This window comes from Streptomyces bugieae (genome assembly GCF_036352915.1).
Taxonomy (GTDB): Bacteria; Actinomycetota; Actinomycetes; order Streptomycetales; family Streptomycetaceae; genus Streptomyces; species Streptomyces endophytica.
The window spans coordinates 67,776-94,387 of record NZ_JAZBJP010000002.1; the positions used below are offsets into that span (position 1 = coordinate 67,776).

Consider the following 26,612-nt stretch of genomic DNA (forward strand, 5'->3'; position numbering starts at 1 on the left):
TGATCCCGCTGGTGAGGCGGGTGATGAGTGACGTCGGCGGGATCGGTGATCCGCCGGTGAAAGTGGTGTGGGCCGGGGGCCTCAGCGGACCCAGCCGGTGAAGCCCCGGCCACCCGCGTCCTTGCCGCGGGCCGGCTGGCTCGCACGACGCTCCCCGCCGTCGAGGGCGGTGGACACGGCCCGCACCAGCCAGGCGTTGACCGACAGGCCCTCCACGGCGGCGGCGCCCTCGACGCGGGCCTTGAGGTGGGCGGGCAGGCGGAAGTTGATCCGCGCCATGGCGCCGTCGTCGGCGTCCGCGGACGGCGGGGGCGGCGTGGCCACGGTGGGCTCCGCGACCGGCTCGTGCGCCTCGCGGAACGGCTCGGAGACGGGCGGCGCCGTCACCACGAACTCCGGGTCGAGCCCGCGCAGCCGCACGTCGACCGAGCCCGGCGCCAGCTCGCGCGTGACCTCGCCCATGGCGGCGGACAGGGCGTTGAGGAGCGTCAGGCGGACGGCTGACTCCAGGGGGGTGGTGAGCCGCTCGGCGAGGGCGCGGGCGTCGTCGCCGCCGGCGTCCGCGGCGACGGCCAGCTCTTGCCGGAGGTTGTCGACGTAGGGCGTGAGGTCCATGACGCCATCATGGCACACGCATGGCGCCATGGCGAGCCAGATTGGCTCCCTTTTGGCGCACACCACTCTGACCTGGCGTTCTTCCTTGAATTGAGGTGCCGTGACGCCGTCTTCACGGCGAGATGGCTCACGGCGGCACCGCGGTGACGCCATGGTGGCGCCACTTGAGCTCGGGACGGACTACACCGCGTCGGGCCTGGCCTGGCCTGGCCCGACGCGGTCCGCAAACATCGGGGCGGCGGCGCGGTTCACCGGGCCGGTGCGTTCACCAGGCTCCGGTGGTGGCGGTAGCGCGCGCCGGTGCCGCCGAACTCCTTCAGCACCGGTGATCACGTACGGTTTCACCATGGGGGCTGCAATGCCGCACGAGAATTTTTCGATACATCCCGAGCCGGTTCGGCGTTAGCCAAGGACTTCGCGTCCTCTTCCGACCACTTGGACGACCGCATCACCACCTTCGCCACCCGCGCGGAGAACGTGGATGACGCCTTCGGCGTGATGTCGGAGTCCACCGAGGTCCTCTCCCAGTACGTGGAGATGCCCCGCCACACGGTGACTTCCCTGCGACAACTGAGTGCCGGGCCGCGGCACTACGCCGCGGGCCTGCAGCACACCGCCACCTCGTACCAGGCATCCGATTCCGCGCAGGCGCAACAGTTCGGGGGGAAGTGACATGGCCGGACCGCAGCAGGAGCAGCAGCCGCAGATCGAGAGCTTCGACCTGTTCAACCCCGGCGGGGACCCGTCCGTGCTACGGGCCTGTGCCGAGGCCTGGCGGCACATGGCCCATGACCTGAAGGGCACGATCGAGACCCAGGACCAGGAGGTCACCCGGCTCGGCGACGACTGGACCGGCGCCGCGGCGGCGGCCTTCCACGCCCACTGGAAACACACCAGGGGCCAGATGGAGAAGGTATTGCCGCAGTCCGAAACCGTGGCTCATCAGCGGCAAGCACCGCAAGGGTGGGCCTGCCTCTCTCCCCGCCTTTCAGGAGATCACGATCGACGGCCTCATCTACGGCGAGTTCAACGGTGCCAACACGGCAACGGACGATCGATCGCTCGTGTTCGAGGGGCCCACGTCCCCTGGCGTGCCGTCAGTCCGGGCCCTTTCCCCTGCCGTCGGTGTTCTTGGCATCAAGGTGAGGTCAAGAACACCGACAGCGGCTTGGCGCGCTCATGAAGTTGATGTTTGGCTCGGCGGTCGGGGGGAGCATGATGACGGACCTGGAGCAGGGGGAACCGGCGGCCGACAACCGGGCGCTGGTGCCGGCGGGGCGACACCGGCGCGACGGGCAGGTGCTGCCCCCGCGGCGCCGCATCCGGACGCGTAAGGCGCGTAACGCGCGTAAGGCTGGGCGCACGACCAGTCCGAGACGGGTCGCGCTGCTGATTCCGGCCGCCGCGCTGCTCGTCCTGGCCGGCGGGGCGCTGGCTTCGTTCCGCTGGATGCTGGTGCCTTCGCTCGTGCTGGGGGCGGCCGGCGGCATCTGGCTGATCGTGATGGTCCCCGGGCTGGTACCCGATGGGGCGCTGAGCCGGCTGATGATGGCGCTGTTGGCCGTGCCGGCGGTCGCCACCGCGGTGCTGGCCGTGAATGCCTCGCAGGGTTTTGTCCTGGAGATGCGGGGCGAGGTGCGGTCGGGCGTGGTCGCGCGGGTCATCGAGCACCACGGGAAGACCACCTCGTACGAGTGCGTCATCCGTTACCACGGTGTCACCAAGGCGCCGGGCAGACTCGACTGCGGCAATTCCGACCATGTCGATGAGCAGGTACGGGTGGCGTGGGACCCCAGCGGGTGGGTCGAGCCCGACTTCGCCGAGGCGAACGGTACGTACCGTTTCTTCGCGATCCTCGCCATGGGGAGTGAGATCGCGCTGGTGTTCCTCGGCGAGTTCACGGTGTTCCTGGGGGTCGTCCTGCGTGCCGCCCGCGGGGACGTGGCCCGAGCGACTGGTGCGGACGGCCGCCCCGGAGTGGCCAGTGCCGGATGAGCGCGCCCACCCTGGGGCCCGGCCGGCCACCTCGCGGAACGATCGTGCGCCGGCCATGACCGACGGAGCGGGGGAGGTGATGACGACGGGCACACGGCGCGTGAGGAGGAAGCGGATGGCCGATCCGGAATACCCACGCCGCCCGGTGCTGACCGCACTGTCCGTCCCGGTGGCTGCCCTACTGCTGTTCGCAGGCGGGGCGCTGGGGTCGTTCCGCTGGATGCTGGTGCCCTCGATCGTGCTGTGCCTGGTCGGCGGCATCTGGCTGCTGGTGGCGGTGATGGCGCTGTCTCCGTCCGTCATCCTGCGGGCGGTGACCATGGTGCTGATGTTCGTGCCGATGATCGGCGCACCGCTGAGTGCCATGGAGGCGTCGCAGGCGCTGGTCCTTCAGGCACGGGGCGTAGCGCGTCCGGCCGTCATCACGCGGATCGCGGTGCACCACGGAAAGACGACCACGTACGGCTGCACGGTCCGCTACGACGGTTCCGCCAAGGCTGCGGCCGACGCCATCTCCTGCGGTCGGTACGACCGAGTCGGCGACCCCGTACAGGTGGTGCGAGATCCCGAGGGGCTGGTCGATCCGGAATTCGACGGGCAAGTGCGTGCCGGCCGGGCTGCTGCCGTGCTCGCCGTCGCGTCGGAGATCGCCCTGATCGCCCTCTCGGTCTCGGCCGTCGGCGTCGGCGGGGTCATCCACATCGTCGGCCGTCGGCGTAAACCGGCCGGCTCCGCCATGCGAGCCCGTTCGACGAGGGTGGACGGCCCGTCTTCCTCGCGGGAAGGAAAGCACCCGTATTCAGTCGTCAGCCCTCCACAGGAATGACGGAGCGCCTACGCCTCCCCGGCACGCGCACTCAGTTCTTCCTCTTCGCCGTCTCCTCCTGCGCCTCCTCGTTGACCGTGCAGGCATCTCCCTTTTGTACGTGGTGAGTTGAGTCAGCAGGATCGGATTCCTCGGCCTCGGCACGCTCGAACTCTTCGAGCACTTCGTCGAGGGCCGATTTGGTGGAGGGCTTATCGCTGTCCTTGTTTCACGGCATGCTGTCCCTGTTTCGCGGCATGGAAATGTCCTTCGGCGCGGCGTAGGGCCCGGCCGCCATGCCGGCCGGGCCCTACTAGCGGTGCGTTTGGTATGCGGTCGAGATCACCATCGGTACCAGCGGCTGCGACCGCCACCGGCAGTGGTGGAGCGCATGACGAAACCGAGGAGCCACAACACCAGGACGGCGATGGCGACCCACCAGAGAAGCTTGACGGCAAACCCGGCGCCGAAGAGGACAAGCGCCAGAAGCAGAACAAGCAGCAGGGGAACCATAGTTATCGACCTCCTGAGCTTCCGTGTGCCCCGCACTTCTCCCTTCATTCCTCTGACTGCACCTTCATCGCTCGGGGCAGGCCGAGGCATGTGGGGCCACAAAAGCGGTACACGCGATACGAGGAAGCGCATTCCATGAGTTCTCGCGAGAAAGCCGAGGCGTAGACCCAACAGGCGCTGTTCAGTGCTGGCCTGACGGTCGCCTCAGGTCAGTTCAGGTCAGTTCAGGTCAGTCCCACTGCTCGTCCGCGAGGGAGGTGACCGGTTGGGGCTTGCCGATGACGGCCAGGGCGATGAAGAAGTTGATCTGGCCGATGGCGATGGTGAGAGTGGCCAGTGCCTTCTCGTCGTAGTGCTTGGCGACCTCGGTGTACAGCTCGTCGGAGACGCGCTCCTGGCCGTGCGGCGCGGGCTGGAGGGTGGCCTCCACCAGGGCGAGGGCGGCACGTTCGGCGTCGGTGAAGTAGGGGGCGTCCTGCCAGGAGGAAACGGCGGTGATGCGCTCCTCGGACTCGCCGGCCTTGCGCAGGAAGCCGGTGTTCAACACCGTCAGATAGGTGTTGCGGACGATCTGACCAGCCCGCAGGTGGACCAGGCTCATCGTGGTACGCGGCACCGAACGGTTACCCGTGGCCCGGAACAACGCGGCGCTGATGTCGTTCACCTCGGGCACGAACTCGGCCGGGTTCGGCATCCGGGAGATCGAGGTGTTCGTCATGACTGCACTCCTTCATATCGGCCTGATCGGCGGCTTCACTGCACCGACGGACCAGCCAACGAAGGTGTGACAGGAATCCGAAGAAACTTTTCCCGCCGCGCTACGGACCTGGTGGCGACGCGTACGGGCGGACGTGACGCCGGCGACGCCCAGGACGCAGGGACCGACCTTCCGACCCCGGGGCCCGGCGGCTACGTCGGCCGCGGGCGGTGGGGTGTCTGTTTGTCCGTGTCGGTCAGGGCGATGCGGGCGGTGATGCGCTTGCCGACCGGCTCCTGCTCGATGAAGAGGGCCTCCGTGACGGCCTTGACGATCTCCAGACCGTGCTGGCCGATCCTGCCGGGGTCGGTGGCCCGGGCCGCGGGGACGGTGGGGTCGCTGTCCCACACGACGACGTCGACGGCGACAGCGTTGACGCGCAGTTCCATCAGAACCGGGCCTGGGGCGTACTTGCGGGCGTTGGTGACGAGCTCGCTGACCACCAGCTGAAGAAGATCTCTCGCCCGTGCGGACACCGCCAGCTGATGGTTCGCGTGGGCCTGGTCGAGAAAGTCGAGGGCGTAGTGGCGCGCATCCGCGATGCACCCGTCATCCCCCTCCAGGGCGTAACCGGCACGCATCAGAGGTCCATCCAGCGCCCTACAGCCGTCCCCGTCGGCTCGGGAACCCACCGGCCTCACCTCGCTTCACTCCCCAGTTCACGCGTGCGTCAGTACCCAGCCGGCCGCCATGCATGCCGTAGGGGTGTTCGGCACCCTCAGCCCTGATGCGTCCGGACAGGGTGGTGGGGCAGAATCGTCCGCGCACCTCTGACCCGGGCAAGCCTAAGCACAGTCGAGGAAATGGTGACCGATATCCAGCAAGCGGGCCGGCCGAACCGGCTCAACGTCGAGCGCCAGGTGGTCGACGGCATCCATGTGGTGACTGTGCGGGGCGAGATCGACCACGACGTCAAGGACGCCCTCAGCAAGGCCCTGGTGTTCAAGGACGGCACGGTGCCACCACGGATCGTGGTGGACCTCAGCGGTGTGCCCTTCATGGACTCCAGCGGCATCAACGTCTTCGTCACCCTCTTCCAACAGGTCAGCGACGCCGACGGCTGGCTCCGCATCGCCGGCGCCCAGGAGCCTGTGCTGCGCATCCTGCAGTTGGTCGGCATCGACTCCCTCATCCCCTGCCACCCCACCGCCGAGCAAGCCCTGAGCGCCTGACCGCCCTGGGGCAACAGCGGTGCACGTCCCGCCGTACGACCGTCTCTGTCACCTCGACGCTGCCCGCACAGCCACCAGCACCCTTCACGCGCCCTCCTCCCGCTGCGCAGCCCAGCCGCGGCCGAGCCGGACGACGATGACGGCTGCGCGTACTGCACCCCCTCACTATTCCGTCTTGCTAAGTACCAGTAGTCAGCGTTACTGTGTACCAGTAGTCAGCAGCACTGAATAGCTCAGGAAGGAGGTGTTCCATGACCAAGCTGATGACGGAGATGCTCAAGGGCACGCTGGAGGGCATCATCCTCGCGTCGCTGTCCGGTCGGCCCGCCTACGGCTACGAGATCACGGCACGACTGCGGGAGCAGGGTTTCTCCGACATCGCCGAAGGGACCATCTACGCGCTGCTCATCAGGATGGAGAAGCGCGGTCTCGTCGACGTGGCGAAGGTCCCTTCCGAGAAGGGGCCGCCACGCAAGGTGCATTCCCTCAACGCTCAGGGACGGGAGTACCTCGAAGAGTTCTGGAGGACGTGGAGCTTCCTCACGGAACGACTGGAACAGCTCCACGAAGGGGGCAAGTAACCATGTCCGATGGCGAAAAGAGCGGATTCCTCTCGAAGGTGATCGGGCCCAAGAAGCGCTGGAGGGCGTACAAGGCGCGCGTCAAGGAGCTTCCCGAGAACTACCGCACGGTGGTCGAAGCGATCGAGCAGTACCTGATGCACTTCGTACCGACCGACAGCGACAGCAGTGCGTCGATGTTCGAAGACCTCGCCGACCTCTTCGAGCAGGCCGCGGCGAACGGAACGCCGATCCGCGAGATCGTCGGGGAGGACCCCGTGGAGTTCGTCGAGGCGTTCGTCCAGAACTACTCGGAGGGTGGCTACGTCCCCCCTCGTGCGCGGAAGCGCCTGATCGACGCCATCGGGCGCGCCGCCGGCGAGGACACCGGAAAAGCAGACAAGGCAGTCTGAGAACAAGGCAGCACATCACGCCCGGGGGGGGCGCGCCAGGCACCACTTTCCTCGACTGCCGGCACTACGCGGCCACGGGGTCATGCCCGGCTGTGCCTTCGTACGCGGCACGGAGCAGCGCTTCGACCTACAGCGCCTCCCCATACGGGCCTGCGACGCCCGGAACCATGTCGAGACGACGACGTGGCTCGTCACAAAGCCACCGGCCGGCTACCTCGCGCCGCACGTCAGAGACGGCGTCAGGACGGCGACAGTCAGCATCAGAGCCGTTGGTGGATGCCTGGAACGGTACAGCGATCGCGCCCTCAGGGTTGCGAACCGGGCGACGTCTCACGCGCCCGTGCAAGGCCCATGGACTCCACGTGGGGACGGGCCTCACAGAACCAACATTGTGTGCAACGCACACTTCATGCAGGGGGATTCATGACGGGAAAAGGCAACAGCGGCTTCTCCGAAGCAGGGCTGCGCAGACTGCGCGACGTGCTGGCACGGCATGTCGAGACCGGGAAGATTCCCGGTCTCGTCGCCCTGGTCAGCCGCGGCGAGGAGACCCACGTCGAAGCGATCGGGACGATGCGCCCTGACGGTGGCGCGCCGATGCGCCGGGACACCATCTTCCGGATGGCCTCGACGACCAAGCCGGTCGCGGTGGCGGCGGCGATGGTCCTGCTGGATGAGTGCCGGCTGCGGCTGGACGACCCAATAGATCGGTGGCTGCCCGAGCTCGCGGACCGGCGGGTGCTCAAGCGGGCCGACGGCCCGCTGGACGACACCGTGCCGGCGCGGCGTCCGATCACCGTGCGGGACCTGCTCACGTCCACGTTCGGGCTCGGCCTGGATATGACCGCGAAGGACTCCCCGATGATGGGCGCGCTCTTCGAGCAGGGGGTTTACGGCCAGGAGGATGGGTGGCTGTTGCCGGCACCGGAGCCGGATGAGTGGATGCGCCGCCTGGGCGCACTCCCGCTGATGCACCAGCCCGGAGAACGGTGGCTGTACAACGTCAGCGACGACGTGCTCGGCGTGCTCGTCGCCAGGGTCACCGGCCAGTCGTTCGAGGACTTCCTGCGTGCACGCATCTTTGATCCGCTGGGCATGGAGGACACCGGTTTCCACGTGCCCGCCGACAAGATCGACCGGCTGCCTCCCCTCTGCGCTCCCGATCCGCAGACCGGAGAGTTCATCGTGGCGGACGAGGCCGAAGGGGGACACCACAGCCGGCCTCCGGCGTTCCAGTCAGGCGGCGGCGGACTCGACTCCACCGTCGACGACTATCACGCCTACTTCCGGATGCTGCTCCACCACGGGATGCACGGGAACCAACGGATCCTGTCCCGGCCCGCCGTTGAACTGATGACCACCAACCGCCTCACGCCCGAGCAGCTGGCCGCCCGAGAAGCCTTGGCCCGCAACCTCGTCCATTTGTCACTCGGCCTGGGGCAACACGGCGGCTGGGGCTTCGGGATGGCGGTGCGCACCTACCGCGGCGACTACGCGCCCGTCGGCCAGTTCGGCTGGGACGGCGGAGCCGGCACCACGACCTACGCCGACCCGGACAACCAGCTCATCGGCATCCTGCTCACCCAGACCGGGATGTCCACCCCCGATTCGGCACGGGCCATCCACGACTTCTGGACCACCCTCTACCAGGCAATCGACGACTGACCTGCTGCCTGGTCGAGGTCGCTCCGGCAGAAGACCTCGACCAGGCGCCGGTCTTCGACGTCTCCACGTTCTGCGATCATCCGCATGACCGGCTCAAGACAGCCGCTGACGCCACCCTCAACGGGGCTCGGTACCGCGCAGCGTCAGGCCACTGCGCATTTCCTCACAGTCGTGGAGGACGAGGAATCCCTGGCGGGGGCTGACCTTGAGGGGGAATTCACCTCGCTCGATGCGGTCCCACAGCGGCCAGGGCCGATAATAAACCATGAGCATCTCCTCACGGCCGAGGATGGTGGCGCCGTCCAGGACGTAGGGCAGTTCGTCCAGCACGTAACGCACCGCCGCGGCCGCCTGGTCGTCGTCGACGCAGGCATCGGGGCCCCGGACCGTGCGCAACCGGCTGCTGACGGCCTGACGGCTCATGTCCAGGCAGGCGCGCCGGAAGCCCTCGTCTGCCGCGAACACCCGCTCCACCTCGTCGCGGAGCCCGAGGTAGTGCGGGTTGTCGGCGAAGTCACCGAAGTCGTGGACAGCCAACCGGCGTTCCGGCGCGCAGGCCTCCAGTGCCTCCTGCACCGCACGCTTCCTGCGCCCCACTTCCTTGCGCGACTTGGCCAGGGGGCGGGACTCACCGACCGCTTCCAGAATCCAGGAGGCATGCTCGACACCAGGCAGCAGGACATCGAAGTCCTGTACCGACGCGTGCGCCCAGGCGACCAAGCGGGCGATGTAGGCGTCGCCGAAGCGGCTGTTGAACGGGCTGACGCCCAGCAGCACATGCTCTCGCCGTCCGAATATGGCCTGGCAGTTGGAGGTCGCGGGGCTCGCCTGCAGCACGGTGTCTCGATGCCTTCCGATAGGGCGGCCGAACGGGCGGGCGAGTCGATCACGGCCGCGGGACGCACCACGTCCTCGGGCCTCCGTTCGCCTGTCTGACGCCACCCCGGACGCATTCCTGCGGTGCGGCCAAGGCTCGCCTGTCGTTACTACAAACCGATGAAAGGGGTGAAGATTCGCACAGGTTATACGGATTGGGCGAAAATCGCGATGTGGCACCGAGGCCAACTACGCCGACAGGCGGACCGGTCGGAAGTCAAAAGCCGCCTTGCGTTCGTCGGTCAGGGCGTCGCAGTGGCGGACGTGACGTCGGCGTTGCGCCGGCGCAGACAGGCGGGCAGGGCCCGGGGCCGTAGGCCCATGGCCCTGCCTGGCGACACTCGCCGCGCGTACCCTCACTTGCAGGCGAGGACACTGTCGCAGTATCCAACTCCCGGGGCATCAGGAGGATTCGTGAGCTCTTTCCGGCTGTTCAGGATGTAGTACCCCTCCTTCTGGCTCACGCCCGCCCCGATGACGATCAGCGTCTGAGCGGCCATCTTCTCCCCCATGGTGGTGATCACGGAGTCGTGGAGGGCAGCGAAGAGGTTGAAATCCAAGGTATTGGTGTGGACCACGCGGTAGCTCCGCGGGTCACGCTGCTTCTTCTGGTTGTCCCAGCCATTGACCGTGACCAAACAGTAGGGCCAATGATCGAAATCCTTGGCGACCGCGCCCGATGCGTTGTTGAGGTCGGCTGTCACCCCCTGGACGACCAGAGACATGTGGATGTGCAACTGGTCCTGGGAACGCGACCCGGCCGCGTTGATCCCCAGTCCGAAGGTTCCCCAAGGCGGCTTTGAGAACCAGTCGTAGGCTCTGTCCCAGGCCACCTGCCAGTAGTTGTGGTCCTTGTCGGAGTAGGCGCCGGACACGAGGTCCGGGCACTCGATTCCTCTGATGCGATCGGTGGGAACAAGGAGGTGTCCCTGTTGCCCTTTGGCTACGAGCCAACGGCTGCCTTTGGGCCTCTCTTGGCACTGCCACGCCATTTTCCAGAGAGTGTCATCGTCCGTACTGCTTCCGCACAACAGGGGATCGGGGGTTGAGGAGAGCGTCCTCTCTCCGTACTTGGCAGTCATAGCAGCACCTCCATGGTGATCGGCCGAGCAGGGCTGCCCGGCCGGTAACGCCCTGGACCCGCCCCGCCCAAAGGATCGAAGCGTCCCTACCTGCCGGTCGAACGGTCTTCGCGGGATATGCCCACGGCCACCCCGCGGCGGGCGGGCGCTGATGGAGACGGCGTCGCGCTGCCTCCGGCGGGCGCGTGGCTCCGTGCGTAGGGCCTGGCTTCACGCTGTACAACCACCGTGTCACCAACTATGAGCGGGCGCATCTGCTGGCCGCGTCGACCGTCCGCAGCCGGCAATCCGCACCCCAACGTCACCAGCATCGTGGCCAGGCCGTGTCTTTCGGTGCCGCCGTCGGCAAGGCCCCGGGCATGCCTTGCGGTCGTTGCGGTTGCCTGGCACGAACCGCCCGAGGACCACGACGAGGAAGGTGCCCGGGCGACGCCGCGGGTCCGTGCCGTGAGGGTCCGTCGGCCGATCCGGCGGCCCTCACGGCGGTCGTCTCCGTGGTCACCCGAGGGCGTTCCAGAACGCGCAGTGATGGCGGGCCCGCGTCGTTCGGGTGGGGACGATGTGGTCCGGTGCCAGGGAGAGGACCGTCTGGCGGGGCCAGTGCGGCGACGACGGGCCGTTGGGGTCGGCGGTGCGGGCGAAGCGGGCCCAGTAGTCGATCATGGTGTTGGCCAGCCGGTGCTGTGCCGCGGTCAGGTGCCGCGGGCGGCCGCCCAGATCGAACAGGTAGGGCAGCTCGCTCGCGTGCGGTGCGCCGGGCGGGAACGGCGGTGTGCCCGGGGTGAGCGGCGGGGCGTGCTCATCGGCGAACTCGTAGCGCCAGACGGGGACTTGGGAGGCGAGCAGGTCTTCGGTGCGCGCCGTCGGGCAGGCGAAGTTGGCGTCGCCGATGACCGCGCCGAACACCGGGCCGCCGTCGGTGCGGTGCACCGGGTACTCGCGGACGATCGCCTTCGTCTGGCCCGGGGCGGGGAAGAAGGAGGCCACGACGCCGGGCCAGGTGTCCGGGGTGACGGGATGGCCGGCCTGGACGATCCCGGCGGCCCAGCCGTTGCCCTCGTCGTGGTTGTTGCCGAGGAGCACGGGGACGCGCGGGAAGCGGCCGGCGGCGATCGCCGCTGCGGGATCGCCGGGCAGCAACGGGGTTGCGTAGGACGGCTGTTGGTCGATGCCCTGGTGTGCCAGCAGGCGGGAGACGTGCACGCGCCGCAGACAGGCCATCACCTCGCGGGTGGAGCCGCAGCCGACCTTTGTCGCGAGGTCCGCGCCCGCGGCGCGCGCCGTGGACAAGGGGACGGAGGACGGGGCGAACGGCCGGTCGGAGCGGCCGGTGCACGGGCCGCTCTGGATGATCGCCCGGTCGAAGAGCCCCGCGGCGGCGGGTGAGGCGAGCTGGGCGCAGACGCTGTAGCCGCCCGCCGACTCGCCGGCCAGCGTCACGTTGTGCGCGTCGCCGCCGAAGGCGCCGATCTCGGCGCGGACCCAGCGCAGCGCCGCCTGCTGGTCGGCCAGGCCGAAGGTGCCGGAGCCGGGCAGCCCGCGGTGCGCGAGGAAACCGAGAGCCCCGAGGCGGTAGTTGACGGTGACGACCACGACGTCGCCGCGGGTGGCCAGGCGGTGGGCGTCGTACGAGCTGCCCGCTCCGGTGGTGAAGCCGCCGCCGTGCAGCCACACGATCACCGGCCGGGGACGTGCGGGCCCTGCGCCGTCGGGCGTCGTGACGTTCAGATGGAGGCAGTCCTCGTCGGTGCTGCCGCCGGGCACCTCGCCGGCCGGCTGCGGGCAGGCGCTCGCGGGGCGGGTCGCGTCCCGTACCCCCGACCAGGGGGCCGGGCGACGGGGCGGCGTCCAGCGCAGCCTGCCGACCGGGGGCGCCGCGTAGGGGATGCCCTCGAAGGTGCGGTAGCCGTCGTGGGTGGCGCCCCGCACCGGGCCGTCGTGGGTGCGTACCGTCGTGGCGGCGGGCTCGGTCGTCCGTACCGTGGTGGCAGCGGGCCGGACGGGCTGGGACGGTAGTGCCGCGGACCAGGCCGTCGCGACTACGGCGGTCAGGGCGCATCCCAGGGTGGTCAGGACGCGGTGCATGCTCATCATCTCCCCGCTCATCTCCCCGCTCATCTCCCCTCCGGTCAGCTGCCGCCCATGCCGCCCTGCGCGGCGATCATGGTCATCGGCAGAGTGCGTACGGCTTTCTCCAGGCCGGGCGCGAGTGCGGCGAGAGAGCCCGTGCAGGCGTCGATACGGGCCCGAAAGAGGTTCTGGCCCTGCCGTGACACGACCGAGCGGATGCCGCCCGCCGCGGCCAGTGCCAGCAGCGCGGCGTCGGCGGTGGGGATCTCCTGCACGGGGCCGTCCCCGTGCAGCACCGCGGACACGCGGGCGTGGAGTGCGGCGGGCACGGCGCGGTCCGCCACGGTCAGCCGCCGGGTGCCGAAGCGGGTGCGGGGTGTCTGCACGGTGAGGAGTCCCGCCGCGGCGAGCCGGTCCTCCACCTCCGTCAGGGTCCGCTTGCGGTGGCGGCGCATGAGGTGCTTCCAGCCGTGCCCGGCGGTGGCGTCGCGCAGTACGCCGTCCAGGACGGGGGCGCCGGTCGGTTCCGTGCCGGACACGGTGACCGTGCCGCCCGTCTCCCCCAGCCGGCCGCGCAACGCGAGGTCGATCAGGGCGGCGGCCCGGACCAGCAGCTCCGTCCGGGAACGGTCGTAAGGGCCTTCGGCCGCGTCGTCGTGGGCGAGCAGATACATGAGGCAAGCCAGGTCGTCGTTCACACCTCGACGCTATGGTCGGCTACCCCCGCCGCGGATCGGCCACGGGAACGGACCGGCACTGGGAACACAGGAGGATCGTGCCCCGGCCTCCTCCTTGAGGAGGAGACGGTGCCGTCAGAGGCGGCGCGGCCTGGCGTCAGAGAGGGCGCGGACTGCCGTCAGGGGCGGCGCGGCTGCACGAGGCCGTGGTCGTAGGCAGCCACGACGGCCTGGACACGGTCGCGCAGCCCCAGTTTGCGCAGCACCGCGGTGACGTGGTTCTTGACGGTGGCCTCCGACAGGCGCAGCCGCTCGGCGATCTCCGCGTTCGACAGCGCCTGCCCGATCAGGGTGAGCACCTCCCGCTCGCGGCCGGAGAGGTCCTGCAGGGAGGGCGGCGGTGCCGGGTCGGGCGTGGTGCGCAGGAACCGGTCGAGGACGCGGCTGAGCACGGTCGGCGCCAGCAGCGCGTCGCCGCGCGCGGTGAGGCGGATCGCGTCGACGAGTTCGGTGGGGCGGATGTCCTTCAGCAGGAAGCCGCTCGCCCCGGCCCGCAGGGCCGCGACCACATGCGCGTCCACGTCCCAGGTGGTCAGCACCAGCACCCGCGCCCGGCTGCCGTACTCCACGATCTGCCGGGTCGCCTCGATGCCGTCCACGACGGGCATGCGTACGTCCATCAGCACCACGTCGGGCGCCAGTTCCCGCGTCAGCCGCACCGCTTCCTGGCCGTCGGACGCCTCACCGACCACCTCGAGGTCCTCCCGGGCGTCGATGATCATGCGGAATCCGGTGCGGACCAGGACCTGGTCGTCGGCCACCACCACGCGCAGTGTCATGACGCGCCCTCCACCGGCAGCTCCGCCGCCACCTCGAACCCGCCGCCGGGCAGCCGACCGGCGTGCAGACTGCCGCCCACCAGCCGTGCGCGCTCCTCCATCCCCATCAGACCGCGTCCCGCTCCCACTACGGCCCAACTGCCTTGCGTCGTACGCCCGTTGTCGACCACCGTGACCTTCACACACTCCCCCTCGGCCGTCACGCGCACGCTCACCTCGTCGGCGCCGGCCGCGTGGCGCAGCGTGTTGGTCAGGGCTTCCTGGACGATGCGGTACGCCGCCAGATCCACCGCGGCCGGCAGCCCCTCGATGGTGCCCGCACGATCTACGTACACGGTCATCCCGGTCGCGCGCACGGTGTCGATCAGCTCGTCCAGACGCGCGAGCGAGGGCCCCGGCTCCCGCTGCTCCCCGGACTCCTCCTCCCCCGCGCCGGGCCCGAACGCCCGCAGCAGCAACCGCAGTTCACCCAGCGCAGAGCGGGCACCCGTCTCGATGGCCCGCAGCGCCTGACGTGCCTGATCGGGCCGTTCGCCGAACACATCATCGGCGGCGCTTGCCTGGATGACCATGACCGACAGCGTGTGCGCCACGACGTCATGCACCTCGCGCGCGATCCGCGCCCGCTCCTCCACCACGGCCCGGCGCATCTCCGCCCTCGTCCGTGCCTGCTGCGCCCTGCGCCACTGTCCCACGGTCCACGCCAGGACCACCGTCAGCAGATAGACCGTCAGGCCCGCCGGGCCGCCCGCCCCGAACGCCAGCGGCGCCGGCAGACACATCGCCGCGAGCGCCCGCACCGACACCCGCCGCGGCCTGATGGCCGACAGTACGCACAACGCCACCTGCGCCGCGAGCAACGCCCCCGTCAAGGTCACCGCGGGCAGCAGCGCCCACACCGCGAGGCCCGTCGCGGCGGTCGCGGCCAGCACGGCGACCGGGGCGCGCCCCAGCCACCTCAGCGCGCAGGCCTGTGCGAGGACCAGAGCCCCGGCGACGGGCAGTCGCCAGCCGTGCCCCGCGCCGGCGACGAGCACCGAGGTGCCGAGGACGGCGAGCACCAGACCTGCCGACCCCCACCACAGCGCCCGGGCCGCCCGGGGCGACAGCTCGCCCCGCGCTTCCCCGGCGAACGCGTCGTCCGGCTGTCGGCTGCTGCGGTCCACGCCCCGACCCTATCCGGGGACGCGGGCCGGACCCTGCAGGAGACCACCGCCCGCACGAGGCCGTCGAAGCCGGCGGCGGGCGACCGCACCGTCCGCGGAATTCAAGAGGAGAAGCCGTACCGTCCGCGCAGCCGGACGAAGTGGGCGGGTGTGAGGACCCTGCAGCGCTCCAACCCCGTCGCGGTGCGCACGAAAGACATGACCTGCTCCCGGCCGCCCGGCCCGATGGGCTGCACGAGGCGGCCGCCCGGACGCAGCTGCTCGACCAGCGGCGCGGGAACCTCCGGGAACGCCGCGGAGACGATGACCGCGTCGTACGGAGCACGGACCGGTACGCCGCCACTGCCGTCACCGATGTGCAGCTCGACATTGCGAATGCCCTGACGGTCGAGGTTGCGCCGTGCCTGATGCGCGAGCTCCGGCCACATCTCGATGGTCACGACATCGCCGGCCAACCGGGCGAGCAGCGCGGTCTGGAAGCCGAGGCCGGTACCCACCTCAAGAATGTGTGCGTCCCCGCTCACCTCAAGGCCCTCGATCATCAGGGCGGAGAGCGAGGGCTGCGTGGTCACCTGACCGTGGGCGATCGGCAGGGGGGCGTCCTCATAGGCATGGGCCTGGTGACCGTGGGGGACGAACGCCGCCCGGGGCGTCGCGCGTACGGCCTCGAGGAGACGCTCGTCCCTGACGCCGACCGCTCGAACGGCCTGGACGAGATCCTCGGGTGAAGGGGTGGCTTCGGTCATGGCGCCGCTCTGTGTCGGATGCCATCGGCGGTGCGAGGTGAACGTGGGGAGGAACGACCTCTCCAGCGTAGACCGCACCCGACAGGCTTCGGCGTCCCCGCACGAGAGACGGACACGTAGCGTGACCCACCGCTCACAACATCGATGACCCGCTGTCAGGCTTGGCGGGCGTAGGAGGCGAGGCGCTCGGCGAACGTGGTCACGAGCTCGCGCAGTTCATCGGGGCGCTCGATGACGAACGGCCGGTCGAGCGCGGCCAGTACCGGAGGCAACCAGTCGAGCCGCTCCGCCCGTAGCTGGACGCGCAGCCAGCGCTCGGTCACCCGGTCGTCGTCCACGGCGGGCTCGTGCTCCTCCAGGCTCGCGACGCCGGCAGGAAGGTGGGCGCGGATCTGCTCAACGGTCCCGTGGATCCGCAAGGTCACCTCATGCCGGTACTCAGCCGTGGCGAACCCGGACAACACGCGCTCCGCCGGCCCGGAATCCACGGGCGGCTCGAATGAGCCGGGCAGGGTCCGGGCGTCTGCGATGCGGTCGAGGCGGAAGGTCCGGTCCTCGCCGCGCTGGGCGTCCTGGCCCGTGACGTACCACCGGCCCGAATGGGCGACGATCCCATAGGCGTGCAGCGTGCGTTCGCTGCGCCGGCCGCCGCCGTCGGTGTATCTCATCGAGACCGGTCGGCGGTGGCGCACCGCATCGGCGAGGGTGAGCAGGACACCTGCGTCCGGGGCGGCGAACTCACCGGGCTGATCCGTGAAGGCGAGGGATTCCAGGAGCATGTCGAGCCGGCGGGCGACGTGCTGGGGCAGCACCCGCCGGATCTTGGCCGATGCCGTCTCGCTCGCCGTGTGCCCCGCCGTCATCAACCCCGTTCGGCGACCGGCGACCAGGCCGAGCAGCACGACCAGCGCCTCGTCGTCGCTGAGCATGAGCGGAGGCAAGCGGTAGCCGGGAGCCAGTCGGTACCCGCCGTAGCGGCCGCGCACCGACTCCACGGGCACGTCGAGGTCGATCAGGTGGTCCACATATCGCCGTACGGTGCGCCCGTCGACGCCGAGCCGCTCGGCCAGTTCGCTCACCGTCCGTGTGCCGCCCGACTGCAGCAGCTCCAGGAGTGTCAGGACGCGGCCGGTGGGGCGAGGCATGTGCACAGCCTAACGCGAATACTGGACCGATTCTGTCCTCTATTCCTCCTAGTCTGCGCAGCACAGTCACTCCCGCAGCCAAGGAGATCACCATGGACTTCGTCTCGATCCGCATCATCACCAGCGACGTCGCGCGCCTCGTCGAGTTCTACGAGCGGGCCACAGATGTGCAGGCGACGTGGGCCACCGAGGACTTCGCCGAACTCAGGACCCCCACCGCGACCCTGGCGATCGCCAGCACCCGCACCGTCCCGCTGTTCGCGCCGGGCTCTGCCCGCCCGGCGGACAACCACAGCGTGATCACCGAGTTCCTCGTCGCCGACGTGGATCGCGTTCACCAAAACCTGACCGCCTTCATCACCGACTTCGTCAGCGAGCCCACCACCATGCCCTGGGGCAACCGGTCGCTGCTGTTCCGCGACCCCGACGGCAACCTCGTCAACTTCTTCACCCCCGTCACGCCGGCAGCCATAGCGAAGTTCGCACGCTGACGACCAGCGGCTTGGGGAACGTCGACGGCCCGACGGCCACCACCAACAGCGCCTTGCTGAGCATGGCCGTTCCCCCGAACCCGCTCCCGCAGCCCGCGATGGGGCACCCGGTGGGTGTCAGCGGTTGATACGGCCGCGGATCGCGTGGGCTGCCAGGGCGCGCAGTACGGGCTCGGTATCCGGTTTCCCGTCATCCACGTTCGACGACTGTCGACAGGCGGGCGACGAACCTGCCGATATGAGCGGCGACCTGGTCAGGCACCTCCAGCGGCGACAGGTGACCGGTGCCGCTGAGCTCGGTGAGGGTGGCGGTGGGGATCGCGGGAAGCAGGTGCTCGCGCAGGATGTGCGGCGGGTCCACCTTGTCGTCGCTGCCGGCCAGCACCAGTACCGGCACGTCGATCGCACCGACCCGGTCCGTGAAGTCCTCGACCAGCGCCTGCCGTGGCCACGCCATGCGCGCCGCTTCGCCCGCCCGGGCGCTGTCCTCGTGAATCTGCCGGCGTGCCTGGGCGGACAGCTCGCGGTGGGTCAGGACCAGATCGATGCTGCGGCCGATGGTCTCGTCGGTGTCGTACGCGTGCGCCAGCGCCTCCTGGAACTCAGGCGTCACACCGACCGGAGCCGGCGGAGCCGGTGCGACGAGCACCACGCCCGCCAGACCGGTGGGGCGACGGGAGGCGAGCACCTGGGCCACCTTCCCTCCCATCGAATGGCCCACCACGACGTACTCGCCGTAGCCGAGCTCGTCGATGACCCGCTCGGTGTCGTCGGCGAGTTGCTCGATGCCGTAAGGGCCAGGCACCTCGGTGGACTCACCCCAGCCGCGGTGGTCGTGGGAGACGAAGCCCTGTGTGGGGCTGAGGTGCTCGATGACCGGCCGCCACGTGCGGTGGGAGCCGCCCCAGTAGTGGAGGAAGATCAGGGCCGGGCCTTCTCCCTCGCGGACGTGGCCGTAGATCCGCCCGTCGTTCACGTGGAAGTACCGGCCGATCGGGGTGGGGGTGTTGGGGGTCACGACAGTCAGGTGTCCTTGCCTGGGCCGGTGCGGTGCCGCTCTGTTGCGGCCGCTGTCGGCGTGAGCCCGGCGGTGGGGCCGTGCTGCTCATGACTCGATCGTTGACCAGCCTGTCTCGATCAACCACAAGCTCGTATGCCACTGTCCGCAACTTTCGGGACACGCGCGTGCGGGCAGTCACTCGCTGGCCGACAAAGGCTCGGGCCGGCCAGGAAACCCGCGGTCGTAGCATCGAAGCCATGGCTCCTCATCGCGTCGCGGTCCTTGCGCTGCCCCGCGTCCTCCCCATCGACCTGGGCATCCCGACGCAGATCTTCAATGCGCGGCCCCACACTCCGTACGAGCTCACGGTGTGCGGCGGAGCCCGTGGCAGCATCACGACCAGCACCGGGTTCACACTTGGTGGCACGGCCGGACTACCGGCACTGGCCCGAGCCGACACGATCATCGTGCCCGGCTACTGGGACTACCAACAGCCACCAGCGCCCGAAGTCACCGCGGCCCTGAAACGTGCCTTCCGCCGAGGTGCCCGCATCGCCTCCATCTGCACCGGCGCCTTCGCACTCGCCGCGGCCGGGCTGCTCAACGGCCGTACGGTGACCACGCACTGGGCCAGCGCCGACGCACTCGAAAGGCTCTATCCCCACATCCGGGTGGACCGCGATGTCCTCTACATCGACGACGATCCCCTGCTGACGTCCGCGGGCGTGACCGCAGGCATCGACCTGTGCCTTCACATCGTCCGCAAGGACCTCGGTGCTGCCGTCGCGAACGAGATCGCCCGCGAACTGGTCGCCGCCCCGCACCGTGACGGCGGCCAGGCCCAGTACATCGCGAAGTCCCTGCCCGAGCCCACCGCACACAGCCTCGCCCGGACCCGCGCGTGGGCCCTGAATCACCTCGACGCAACCCTCACCCTGGAGGTTCTGGCCCGGCACGCTCGGGTCTCCACCCGCACCCTGGTCCGCATGTGGCGCCAGGAAACCGGTGTCACCCCGCATCAATGGCTGCTCACCGCCCGCGTCAACCACGCCCGCGAACTCCTGGAGGTCACCGACCTCGGCATCGAACAGATCGCCGCGCAAAGCGGTCTCGGCACGAGCACCAACCTCCGCGCCCGCTTCCGCGACGCCCTCGGCACCACACCGTCCGCCTACCGGCGCGCCTTCCAGCAGACCACCACCGCCTGACCGCAGTTGTCGGGCGCCGCATGAGACCGGAACTCCCACGGCATGACCTTCACGGCCTACCGGGCCGCGGCCACAGACGTAGAGGAAGAGCGCGAACGCTGTTTCCGACGAAGCCGGACTCACGTTCCAACGCGGCCTCCGGCACGGCGAGTTGTAGATCAGGAAAACGCGCGAACAGCTGCTTGAGCGCGATGTGCGCCTCCAGCCGGGCCAGTGGTGCGCCGAGGCAGTAGTGGGGACCGTGGCCGAGGGAGAGGTGGGGTACGGCTGCGGGCCGGCGGGGCCGGGTGACGTCGAAGCGGTCGGCGTCCGGTCCGTGGACTGCCTGATCACGCCCGGCGGCGGAGTAGCCGGCGAGTACCGGAGTGCCCTTCGGAATGACTGTCCCGGCGACGTTCAGGTCCCGCACGGGATAGCGGAACGGGAAGTAACTGACGGGCGCATCCCACCGCAGGGTCTCCTCGACCACATCGTCCCAGGACGCCTGACCTCTGCGGACAACGTGCAGCTGGTCCGGGTGGCCGCACAAGGCACGTACGGCGTTGGTGATCAGATTGAGCGTGGTTTCGTGTCCCGCGACGACCAACAGAAGCAACGTGCCGATCAGCTCCGGCTCGCTCAGTTGGTCTCCGTCGTCGTCCCGGGTGGCGATCAGGGAGCTGGTGAGATCCCCACCGGGGTGCTGCCGCTTGGCCGCCACGATCTCACCGAGAACGGCGACGAACTCGCGGTTGGCGTCGAGGGCCTGCTGCGATCCGATGTCCGTCGTCACCACCTGACAGGACAGCTCATGGAGCCGCTCGCGGTAGGCGACCTCCACGCCCAGCAGCTCGCTGATGACGCTCATCGGCAACGGCAGTGCGAAGTGGCGGCGCAGGTCGGCCACTCCCCCATCCGCCTCGGCAGCGCGGGCCAGCTCGTCGAGCAGGCTGTCGGTCAACTCCTCGATGCGGGCTCGCAGTTGTGCCACCCGGCGGTGCGTGAACACCTGGCTCACCAGCGACCGCAGGCGGCGGTGGTCCGTACCGTCGGCGGTGGTCATGCCCTGCACGGTCGCGAAGGTCCCCAACGGCCATCCCTCCGGGAGGGTGCCCTCGCGCAACGCGGTGAAGTGTCGGGCGTTCTTGGCGACAGCCGGGTGTCCGAGGAATGCCTTGAGTGCCTCGTGCCCCAGCACGACCATGCCCTCGACCTCGCCAGGCAGCAGCACCGGCGCAACGGCACCCTGGGCCAGTAATCGGGCGTTATCGGCGTGCGGGCAGCCACCGGAGGGCTTCATGCGGTGTGGCGGCCTGGCAGCGGGCATGTCCACTGAGCTCCTCCTTCAAGGGCCGCGGCGACGCCGTATGAGGACCAGTGGGCCAGCCTATTCCCGGCGCACGGCAGGCACCAGAGCACATTGCGGTCGTCGGCGACGCCGCCCGCGCCGCTGCCACCGCGGGCGTCATCTGCTGGATGACTGGTACGCGGATACCGAAGGCGGATATTCTGCCGCCTGTGTATCTCTCCGATCCGCAATGACAGATCGCCTGTCCGCTCCCGCACGGCCTCCTCGTGACAAGTGGTGGCCGAAGGAGCGGCGCGTAGATCCGTCATGCCCGCGTGTGACCGAACCAGGCCATGGCCAGGTGTCGGCACGCCCACATCGGAGATCCTCATGCCAAGCCCCGACAGGGGCAGTGCGTCCTATCGCGCTGTCCTCGCGCTGCCCCATGCTCGCAGCCTGTTCGCCGCCGCCATGCTCGCGCGGCTCTGCTACGGACTTCTCGGCCTCCCACTGCTGCTCACGCTGCGGGAGGGCACCGGCTCGTACGCCGTCGCCGGTACCGCGACCGGCCTCTTCGGACTGACCGGAGCCCTGCTCGGACCCGTCAGGGCCCGACTGGTCGAGCGTCATCGCCACGCGCTGATACTCCTGGCCGTCAGCTACGCGGTACTCCTGTCCGCCTTGGCCGCCGCCTGCGCCGCCTGCACCGGCCGACTGCCTGTCCTGCTCGCCATCTGCCTCGCCGTACTGGCGGGGTTGTGCCCACCCCCGGTCGGCCCGCTGATGCGCACCTTGTGGGGCAAGCTGACCACGGACACCGTGCAGCGGCAGTGCGCGCTGAGCCTGGATACCGCAGCGGAGTCCACCGTCTTCGCGCTCGGCCCCGTCCTCGGTGGGTTCCTGATCGCCGTCTCCTCCGCACCCACCGTTCTCACGGTGTGCGCAGCGCTGGTCATCACCGGCTTCGGCCTGCTGGCGGCGGCCCTGCGGCGGGCCTCCGTGAGTGTGCGCGCGACATCACCCGCCGCCGGCCGCCCCCGAAGCCCCTTGCGCGCCATGGGGTTTCTGCCCTTGCTGCTGCTCGTGCTGGGCATTGCAGCCGCGCTGTCCCTGTGCGAGATCGCGATCGTCGCCGCCTGGGGAACGGTGGCGGCCGGGGTGCTGACGACGTTGTTCTCAGCCGGTGGCGTCCTCGGCGGCCTGGTGTACGGCCGGCGCCACTGGCGCGGCGCCCTCGCCCACCGCCCGCTCGTGCTGGTCGCGGCCTCCGCGCTCTGCTACGCGCTCCCCGCAATGGTGTACGCCGCGCCGGCCGCGGGGGCCGCCCTGCTGCTCGCCGGAGCGTGCGCCGACGTCCTGCTGATCACGGCGTACCAGCTCGTCGACGCACTCGTCCCCGAGGGCTCACGTACCGAGGCCGGTGCCTGGCTCAACACCGCCTACAACCTGGGCGCAGCCCTGGGTGCGGCCGTCGGCGGGGTCCTGGTCGACCGGTCCGGACCACCGGCAGCATTCGCCGTTACCGCCGCCTCGCTCGGCGCATGCGCCCTGATCTGCGCGCTGTGCACACTCCGGAGGCGCGCGACGGACACTGAAGGAGACCCCATACCGTCCCGACGCGAACTCCCGGCGGCAGAACCGGAGTCAACCTGATCGCCTTCCGCCTCCGCCCGGGTCATCAGATGCGGAGCCCGAATGGCTCATTGACCCTGTTCGGTGAACATGTTGACCAGGTCGTGGACGGTGTTGGTGTCGGAGTCGATCCCGTGCGCCTCGGCACTGCGGGCGAACATGGCCTGCTCGTACTCGGTGAGCGCGGCCTCGATGTCGTCGGGGTGCGCGGCGAGGGCCTTGCCGAGTTCGGCGCCGTCGAGCATGGCCAGGTTGGCGCCTTCGCCGTTCGGGGCCGCGAGGTGCGCGGCGTCGCCGAGCAGGGTCACCCCCGGCACCCGGTCCCACCGGTGCCCGGTCGGCAGAGCGTAGAGGGGGCGCAGCACCGGCGCGATGTCGCTGTCGGTGATCAGCGCGGTGAGCTCCGGCGCCCAACCGTCGAACTCCGCAGCGATCCGCGCGGCGGCCACCGCGGCATCGGTGAAGTCGATGGCGGCGAACCAGTCCTGCGGCTCGGACAGCCCCACGTAGGCGTGCAGGGTGTCGCCCCTCTCCCGGTGAGCGAAGATCTCCCTGCCGGGCGTGGGCGCCATCATCGACCCGCCGCCGACCGCCTTCGCGGCGGCCGGGTGCCGGATGTCGGCGTCGAACAGGTACGTCTCGACGACCGACTTGCCGACGTACTCGGGTGTGGCGGTGGAGAGCAGCGGCCGGACCCGTGACCACGCGCCGTCCGCGCCGACCAGCAGGCTGGTGGCGACGGTGCTGCCGTCGGCGAAGGTCACCTCGTAACGGCCCTCGCCGAGCGCACGGGTGCTGCTGACCTTGTGCCCCCACCGGACGGTGCCGGCCGGGAGCGAGTCGAGCAGGATCTGCCGCAGCTCGCCGCGCAGTGCCTCGGGGCGCCCACCCATGCCGTCGTCGGCCTTGTCGAACAGGACGGTCCCGTCCCGGTCGAGGATCCGCATCGCCTGGCGGCCCTCCAGGATGATGGCGTGGAACTCGTCCATCAGGCCGGCCGCGTCGAGGGCGAGCTGCCCGTTGTAGTCGTGGATGTCGAGCATCCCGCCCTGCGTGCGCGCCGACGGGGAGGACTCGGCCTCGTAGACCGTGACCGGGATTCCGTGGACGTGCAGGACGCGGGCCAGCGTCAGTCCGCCGAGTCCCGCGCCGATGATCGTGACGGGCGTGTGCATGGTGACTCCTTCGAGATCGGGCCGTCCGGTGAGCTCCGGTCGGCCGCCTCCGAAAAGGTGCCAGCCCGCGCCGACGAGCCGCCGACGTCGGGCCAACAGCCGCCGATAGATCACCGACACCGCGCGTCAGCCCCGACATCGATCCTGACTGCGTTCGGAGTGGGCTCCCACGCGGACAAAGCGCTCCGAAATGGGGTGGACCACAGCCCGCCACCGCTGTGGTGCGGATTCCACCAGCTGGTGCCACGTGGGGCCGACGGCCTACGCGAAGCGGCGGCTGCCGGTGAAACGACCGTGCGATATGCGGCAGTTGGCACCACAAGCCCCACATTGCCCGCGGATGGACCCGGGGGGCTGTCCGGCCGCCGTGACTGTGCGACGATGGCGGGACAAGAGATTGACCGGTGTCCTGCCGCCAGAGTGGTGGAGGGGCCGGTTCACGGGTTCTGGGAATCGCCCCCTCCACGGGCATCCGGTCCCGCCATCGCTGCCGGGCCGCCCTTGCCGGCGCTCCGGTGTCTTTGGGCTCACGACCCCCTGAAGGGGGGCACTCACCATGCTCATCTCCACCACACACGACGGCGCCACGGCCGTGATCAGCCCGGTCGGGGAGATCGATTTTGTCGCCCTCCCCGAGCTGCTCGCCGCCGCGCAGGAACTGCCGCGGTCGGTCAGCCAGGTGACCTGGGACTTGCGGGAAGCACTGTTCATGGATGTCGCCGGTCTCCACCTGCTCGTTCACCAGCGGCTGGCCTGCCTGGACACGGACCGGACCCTCACCGTCACCGGCCTGCACCAGCAGCCGCTGCGACTGCTGCGGCTGGCCCAGGAACTGTTTCCCGCCGAGGACTGGGGCGACTTTGTTGCCGGGCACCTGCCGACGGCGGCAGCCTGAGCTCGATCACTCGCCCCCTGCCTCAGCCGCGGTGAGAACCTGTCGTCACCGTTGCGGGACACAGGCGTTGGGGCTTGCGGGTGGTCCTTCTCCTCGACGGTCTCGAATGACTACGACAGCTTCGCCGAGGCGTACTCGGCGGAAACCGAGAACAACCGCGTGAACGCGCACTACGCGCGGCCCGCGATGTTAGCCCTCGCCGGAGACGTGGCGGGTCGCCGGATCCTGGATGCCGGCTGCGGCTCAGGCCCCCTGTCCGCTGCCCTGCGCGATCGCGGTGCCGTCGTCACCGGCATCGACTCCAGCGCCGGGATCCTGGCACTGGCCAGGCGGCGGCGCGTGCTCAGGCCCGGCGGCCGGCTGATCGCGTCGGTGGACCACCCCTTCGTGGCCTACACGATCGACGATCCTCGACCCGACTATTTCGCGACCACCAGCTATACCTTCGACTGGACGTTCAACGGGCAGTCCGTCCCGATGAAGTTCTGGCGCAGGCCGTTGCACGCGATGACCGACGCCTTCACCACCGCCGGCTTCCGCCTCTCCGTCATCAGCGAGCCGCAGCCCGACCCGGCCGCCCGTGAACTGTTCCCCGACGAGGGGATCCGCACCGTGCGGGGACCGGTGTGCCCTGATGATCCACAGCGCTCTACGCTGCTGCGGACCGACCGCGGAGTCGAGACGCGTGCGACCGGACCCGTGTTCCGGCGCCTGCGCGCCATCCGCCAGACGACGGGGAGTACACGATGAACGACATTCACGGAATTGCCGGGGTCCCCATGAGGTGGGTGGGACCACTGAGGATTTCAGGAAATACAGCAACCACGGAGACTGAGGTCCCGCTCGCCACTTACGAGTCACCGCTGTGGCCTTCCGTGGGGCGCGGCGCGAAGATATCCCGGCAGACCGAGCGCGGTATCGTCGCCACCCTTGTCGACGAACGGATGACCCGCTCGGTGCTCGTCGAAGCCGACGACGCGCAGACCGCCTACGCAGCCGCGCGCCGGCTCGACGCGCAGTTCGACGACTTGAGCAAGGTCGTGCGCGCCTGCAGCGCATTCGCCGAACTGGTCGGCATCCGGCACGAGATCGCGGCCAACTTGTTGTTCATCCGCTTCGAGTTCACCACCGGCGACGCGTCCGGGCACAACATGGCGACGCTCGCGGCCGACGCACTCCTGGGGTACATCCTGGAGAACATTCCAGGGGTTTCCTACGGATCGATTTCCGGAAACTACTGCACCGACAAGAAAGCGACCGCCATCAATGGAATCCTGGGTCGTGGAAAGAATGTGGTAACCGAACTGCTCGTGCCGCGCTCCGTGGTCACCGAAATGTTGCGCACTACGGCCGCCAAGGTAGCAGAGCTGAACGTGCGCAAGAATCTGATCGGAACGCTGCTCGCCGGCGGCATACGCTCGGCCAACTCGCACTACGCGAACATGCTGCTCGCCTTCTATCTGGCCACCGGCCAGGACGCGGCAAATATCGTCGAAGGCTCACAGGGTGTGACCGTGGCCGAAGACCGGGATGGCGACCTCTATTTCTCGTGCACGTTGCCGAACCTGATCGTGGGCACGGTCGGCAACGGCAAGGATCTGGACTTCGTCGAGGCCAATCTGACGCGGCTCGGCTGCCGGGCCGAGGGCGAGCCGGGAGAGAACGCACGCCGACTCGCCGTCATCGCGGCCGCCACGGTGCTGTGCGGCGAACTCTCCACCTTGGCGGCGCTGACGAACCCGGGCGAACTCATGCGCGCCCACATCGACTTGGAACGCAAACAAGGTTAGTGCTCCAGCAGCGATTCGCGTCCTGAGCTGGTTCTTCCGCGGCAGTGACTGGGCGGGC

At 69.5% G+C, this 26,612-nt stretch carries 30 protein-coding genes; 14 read left to right on the forward strand and 16 right to left on the reverse strand.

The genetic code is table 11. The features are described 5' to 3' along the window. Positions 1-81: 81 nt before the first annotated feature. Positions 82-615, reverse strand: a complete 534-nt coding sequence (locus V2J85_RS05510) for a hypothetical protein (RefSeq protein WP_330820790.1) — start codon at positions 613-615, stop codon at positions 82-84. A gap of 435 nt (positions 616-1,050) precedes the next feature. On the opposite strand from V2J85_RS05510, the gene V2J85_RS05515 reads away from it, so the two are divergent. The 4 genes from V2J85_RS05515 to V2J85_RS05530 all read left to right on the forward strand — a co-directional run bounded on the left by V2J85_RS05515 (position 1,051) and on the right by V2J85_RS05530 (position 3,436). Further along, entirely contained in the window at positions 1,051-1,287 is a 237-nt protein-coding gene (locus V2J85_RS05515) for an ESX-1 secretion-associated protein (RefSeq protein ID WP_261958013.1), read from the forward strand. Position 1,288: 1 nt separating this feature from the next. Beyond that, positions 1,289-1,798 (forward strand): WXG100-like domain-containing protein, encoded by a 510-nt coding sequence (locus tag V2J85_RS05520; RefSeq protein ID WP_330820791.1) that lies wholly within the window; start codon positions 1,289-1,291, stop codon positions 1,796-1,798. Beyond that, entirely contained in the window at positions 1,795-2,610 is an 816-nt protein-coding gene (locus tag V2J85_RS05525; protein WP_330820792.1) for a hypothetical protein, read from the forward strand. Before V2J85_RS05520 ends, V2J85_RS05525 begins: the two co-directional genes overlap by 4 nt. Before the next feature lie 115 nt (positions 2,611-2,725). Continuing rightward, positions 2,726-3,436 (forward strand): hypothetical protein, encoded by a 711-nt coding sequence (locus tag V2J85_RS05530; protein WP_330820793.1) that lies wholly within the window; start codon positions 2,726-2,728, stop codon positions 3,434-3,436. A 31-nt stretch (positions 3,437-3,467) separates the two neighbouring features. Here the strand turns inward: V2J85_RS05530 and V2J85_RS05535 are convergent, their stop codons facing one another. The 4 genes from V2J85_RS05535 to V2J85_RS05550 form a co-directional block, all read right to left on the reverse strand. Continuing rightward, entirely contained in the window at positions 3,468-3,599 is a 132-nt protein-coding gene (locus V2J85_RS05535) for a hypothetical protein (protein WP_261958009.1), read from the reverse strand. A 158-nt stretch (positions 3,600-3,757) separates the two neighbouring features. Further along, the gene (locus V2J85_RS05540) at positions 3,758-3,928 is read right to left on the reverse strand and encodes a hydrophobic protein (protein ID WP_261958008.1); all 171 of its coding nucleotides are present in this window, start codon (positions 3,926-3,928) and stop codon (positions 3,758-3,760) included. A gap of 229 nt (positions 3,929-4,157) precedes the next feature. Then, positions 4,158-4,646 carry a carboxymuconolactone decarboxylase family protein gene (locus V2J85_RS05545; RefSeq protein ID WP_261958007.1) on the reverse strand — a complete coding sequence of 163 codons (489 nt, stop codon included), beginning with the start codon at positions 4,644-4,646 and terminating at the stop codon, positions 4,158-4,160. A gap of 191 nt (positions 4,647-4,837) precedes the next feature. Beyond that, a complete protein-coding gene (locus V2J85_RS05550) occupies positions 4,838-5,266 on the reverse strand; it encodes an ATP-binding protein (protein WP_261958006.1) in 429 nt (142 codons plus the stop codon). A 225-nt stretch (positions 5,267-5,491) separates the two neighbouring features. Here V2J85_RS05550 and V2J85_RS05555 point away from each other — a divergent pair, with 225 nt between their 5' ends. The 4 genes from V2J85_RS05555 (at position 5,492) to V2J85_RS05570 (ending at position 8,495) form a co-directional block, all read left to right on the forward strand. After that, the gene (locus tag V2J85_RS05555; protein WP_330821405.1) at positions 5,492-5,857 is read left to right on the forward strand and encodes an STAS domain-containing protein; all 366 of its coding nucleotides are present in this window, start codon (positions 5,492-5,494) and stop codon (positions 5,855-5,857) included. Positions 5,858-6,108: 251 nt separating this feature from the next. Then, the gene (locus V2J85_RS05560; RefSeq protein WP_261958005.1) at positions 6,109-6,438 is read left to right on the forward strand and encodes a PadR family transcriptional regulator; all 330 of its coding nucleotides are present in this window, start codon (positions 6,109-6,111) and stop codon (positions 6,436-6,438) included. A 2-nt stretch (positions 6,439-6,440) separates the two neighbouring features. Next, positions 6,441-6,830 (forward strand): DUF1048 domain-containing protein, encoded by a 390-nt coding sequence (locus tag V2J85_RS05565; RefSeq protein WP_330820794.1) that lies wholly within the window; start codon positions 6,441-6,443, stop codon positions 6,828-6,830. Between the two features lie 423 nt (positions 6,831-7,253). Then, a complete protein-coding gene (locus V2J85_RS05570; RefSeq protein ID WP_261958003.1) occupies positions 7,254-8,495 on the forward strand; it encodes a serine hydrolase domain-containing protein in 1,242 nt (413 codons plus the stop codon). A gap of 117 nt (positions 8,496-8,612) precedes the next feature. Here V2J85_RS05570 and V2J85_RS05575 read toward each other — a convergent pair whose 3' ends face one another. From V2J85_RS05575 to V2J85_RS05610, 8 genes are all read right to left on the reverse strand, one after another. Continuing rightward, positions 8,613-9,332, reverse strand: coding sequence for a tRNA-dependent cyclodipeptide synthase (locus V2J85_RS05575; RefSeq protein WP_330820795.1), 720 nt, complete (start codon positions 9,330-9,332; stop codon positions 8,613-8,615). Positions 9,333-9,727: 395 nt separating this feature from the next. After that, complete coding sequence (locus V2J85_RS05580; RefSeq protein WP_330820796.1) at positions 9,728-10,453, reverse strand: CDP-diacylglycerol diphosphatase; 726 nt, start codon at positions 10,451-10,453, stop codon at positions 9,728-9,730. 498 nt (positions 10,454-10,951) lie between these two features. Beyond that, positions 10,952-12,544 (reverse strand): carboxylesterase/lipase family protein, encoded by a 1,593-nt coding sequence (locus V2J85_RS05585; protein ID WP_330821406.1) that lies wholly within the window; start codon positions 12,542-12,544, stop codon positions 10,952-10,954. A gap of 38 nt (positions 12,545-12,582) precedes the next feature. Next, complete coding sequence (locus V2J85_RS05590) at positions 12,583-13,221, reverse strand: GOLPH3/VPS74 family protein (RefSeq protein ID WP_330820797.1); 639 nt, start codon at positions 13,219-13,221, stop codon at positions 12,583-12,585. Positions 13,222-13,379: 158 nt separating this feature from the next. After that, positions 13,380-14,039 (reverse strand): response regulator, encoded by a 660-nt coding sequence (locus tag V2J85_RS05595; RefSeq protein ID WP_261957998.1) that lies wholly within the window; start codon positions 14,037-14,039, stop codon positions 13,380-13,382. After that, on the reverse strand, positions 14,036-15,205 hold the full coding sequence (locus V2J85_RS05600) for a sensor histidine kinase (protein ID WP_261957997.1): 1,170 nt from the start codon (positions 15,203-15,205) through the stop codon (positions 14,036-14,038). The genes V2J85_RS05595 and V2J85_RS05600 overlap by 4 nt, the downstream gene beginning before the upstream one ends. A 101-nt stretch (positions 15,206-15,306) precedes the next feature. Then, on the reverse strand, positions 15,307-15,951 hold the full coding sequence (locus V2J85_RS05605; RefSeq protein WP_261957996.1) for a protein-L-isoaspartate(D-aspartate) O-methyltransferase: 645 nt from the start codon (positions 15,949-15,951) through the stop codon (positions 15,307-15,309). 155 nt (positions 15,952-16,106) lie between these two features. Then, positions 16,107-17,096, reverse strand: a complete 990-nt coding sequence (locus V2J85_RS05610) for a helix-turn-helix transcriptional regulator (RefSeq protein ID WP_330820798.1) — start codon at positions 17,094-17,096, stop codon at positions 16,107-16,109. Between the two features lie 92 nt (positions 17,097-17,188). Here V2J85_RS05610 and V2J85_RS05615 point away from each other — a divergent pair, with 92 nt between their 5' ends. After that, on the forward strand, positions 17,189-17,587 hold the full coding sequence (locus V2J85_RS05615) for a VOC family protein (protein WP_261957994.1): 399 nt from the start codon (positions 17,189-17,191) through the stop codon (positions 17,585-17,587). Between the two features lie 190 nt (positions 17,588-17,777). Here V2J85_RS05615 and V2J85_RS05620 read toward each other — a convergent pair whose 3' ends face one another. Then, complete coding sequence (locus V2J85_RS05620) at positions 17,778-18,605, reverse strand: alpha/beta fold hydrolase (protein WP_261957993.1); 828 nt, start codon at positions 18,603-18,605, stop codon at positions 17,778-17,780. A 239-nt stretch (positions 18,606-18,844) separates the two neighbouring features. Here V2J85_RS05620 and V2J85_RS05625 point away from each other — a divergent pair, with 239 nt between their 5' ends. Then, a complete protein-coding gene (locus tag V2J85_RS05625) occupies positions 18,845-19,795 on the forward strand; it encodes a GlxA family transcriptional regulator (RefSeq protein WP_261957992.1) in 951 nt (316 codons plus the stop codon). Positions 19,796-19,844: 49 nt separating this feature from the next. Here V2J85_RS05625 and V2J85_RS05630 read toward each other — a convergent pair whose 3' ends face one another. Continuing rightward, positions 19,845-21,101, reverse strand: a complete 1,257-nt coding sequence (locus tag V2J85_RS05630) for a cytochrome P450 family protein (protein WP_330820799.1) — start codon at positions 21,099-21,101, stop codon at positions 19,845-19,847. A 351-nt stretch (positions 21,102-21,452) separates the two neighbouring features. Between V2J85_RS05630 and V2J85_RS05635 the strand changes: the two genes are divergently transcribed. Next, positions 21,453-22,715: an MFS transporter gene (locus V2J85_RS05635; RefSeq protein WP_261957990.1), complete on the forward strand. Its 1,263-nt coding sequence runs from the start codon at positions 21,453-21,455 to the stop codon at positions 22,713-22,715. A 47-nt stretch (positions 22,716-22,762) separates the two neighbouring features. On the opposite strand, the gene V2J85_RS05640 is transcribed toward V2J85_RS05635, so the two are convergent. After that, positions 22,763-23,869, reverse strand: coding sequence for an FAD-dependent oxidoreductase (locus V2J85_RS05640; RefSeq protein WP_261957989.1), 1,107 nt, complete (start codon positions 23,867-23,869; stop codon positions 22,763-22,765). A 556-nt stretch (positions 23,870-24,425) separates the two neighbouring features. On the opposite strand from V2J85_RS05640, the gene V2J85_RS05645 reads away from it, so the two are divergent. The 3 genes from V2J85_RS05645 to V2J85_RS05655 are packed head-to-tail and all read left to right on the forward strand — an operon-like array spanning position 24,426 to position 26,554. After that, positions 24,426-24,764 carry an STAS domain-containing protein gene (locus tag V2J85_RS05645; protein WP_261957988.1) on the forward strand — a complete coding sequence of 113 codons (339 nt, stop codon included), beginning with the start codon at positions 24,426-24,428 and terminating at the stop codon, positions 24,762-24,764. Between the two features lie 51 nt (positions 24,765-24,815). Continuing rightward, entirely contained in the window at positions 24,816-25,514 is a 699-nt protein-coding gene (locus V2J85_RS05650) for a methyltransferase domain-containing protein (protein WP_419836745.1), read from the forward strand. Next, positions 25,511-26,554 carry a hydroxymethylglutaryl-CoA reductase gene (locus tag V2J85_RS05655; protein ID WP_330820801.1) on the forward strand — a complete coding sequence of 348 codons (1,044 nt, stop codon included), beginning with the start codon at positions 25,511-25,513 and terminating at the stop codon, positions 26,552-26,554. The genes V2J85_RS05650 and V2J85_RS05655 overlap by 4 nt, the downstream gene beginning before the upstream one ends. The last annotated feature ends 58 nt before the right edge of the window (positions 26,555-26,612 follow it).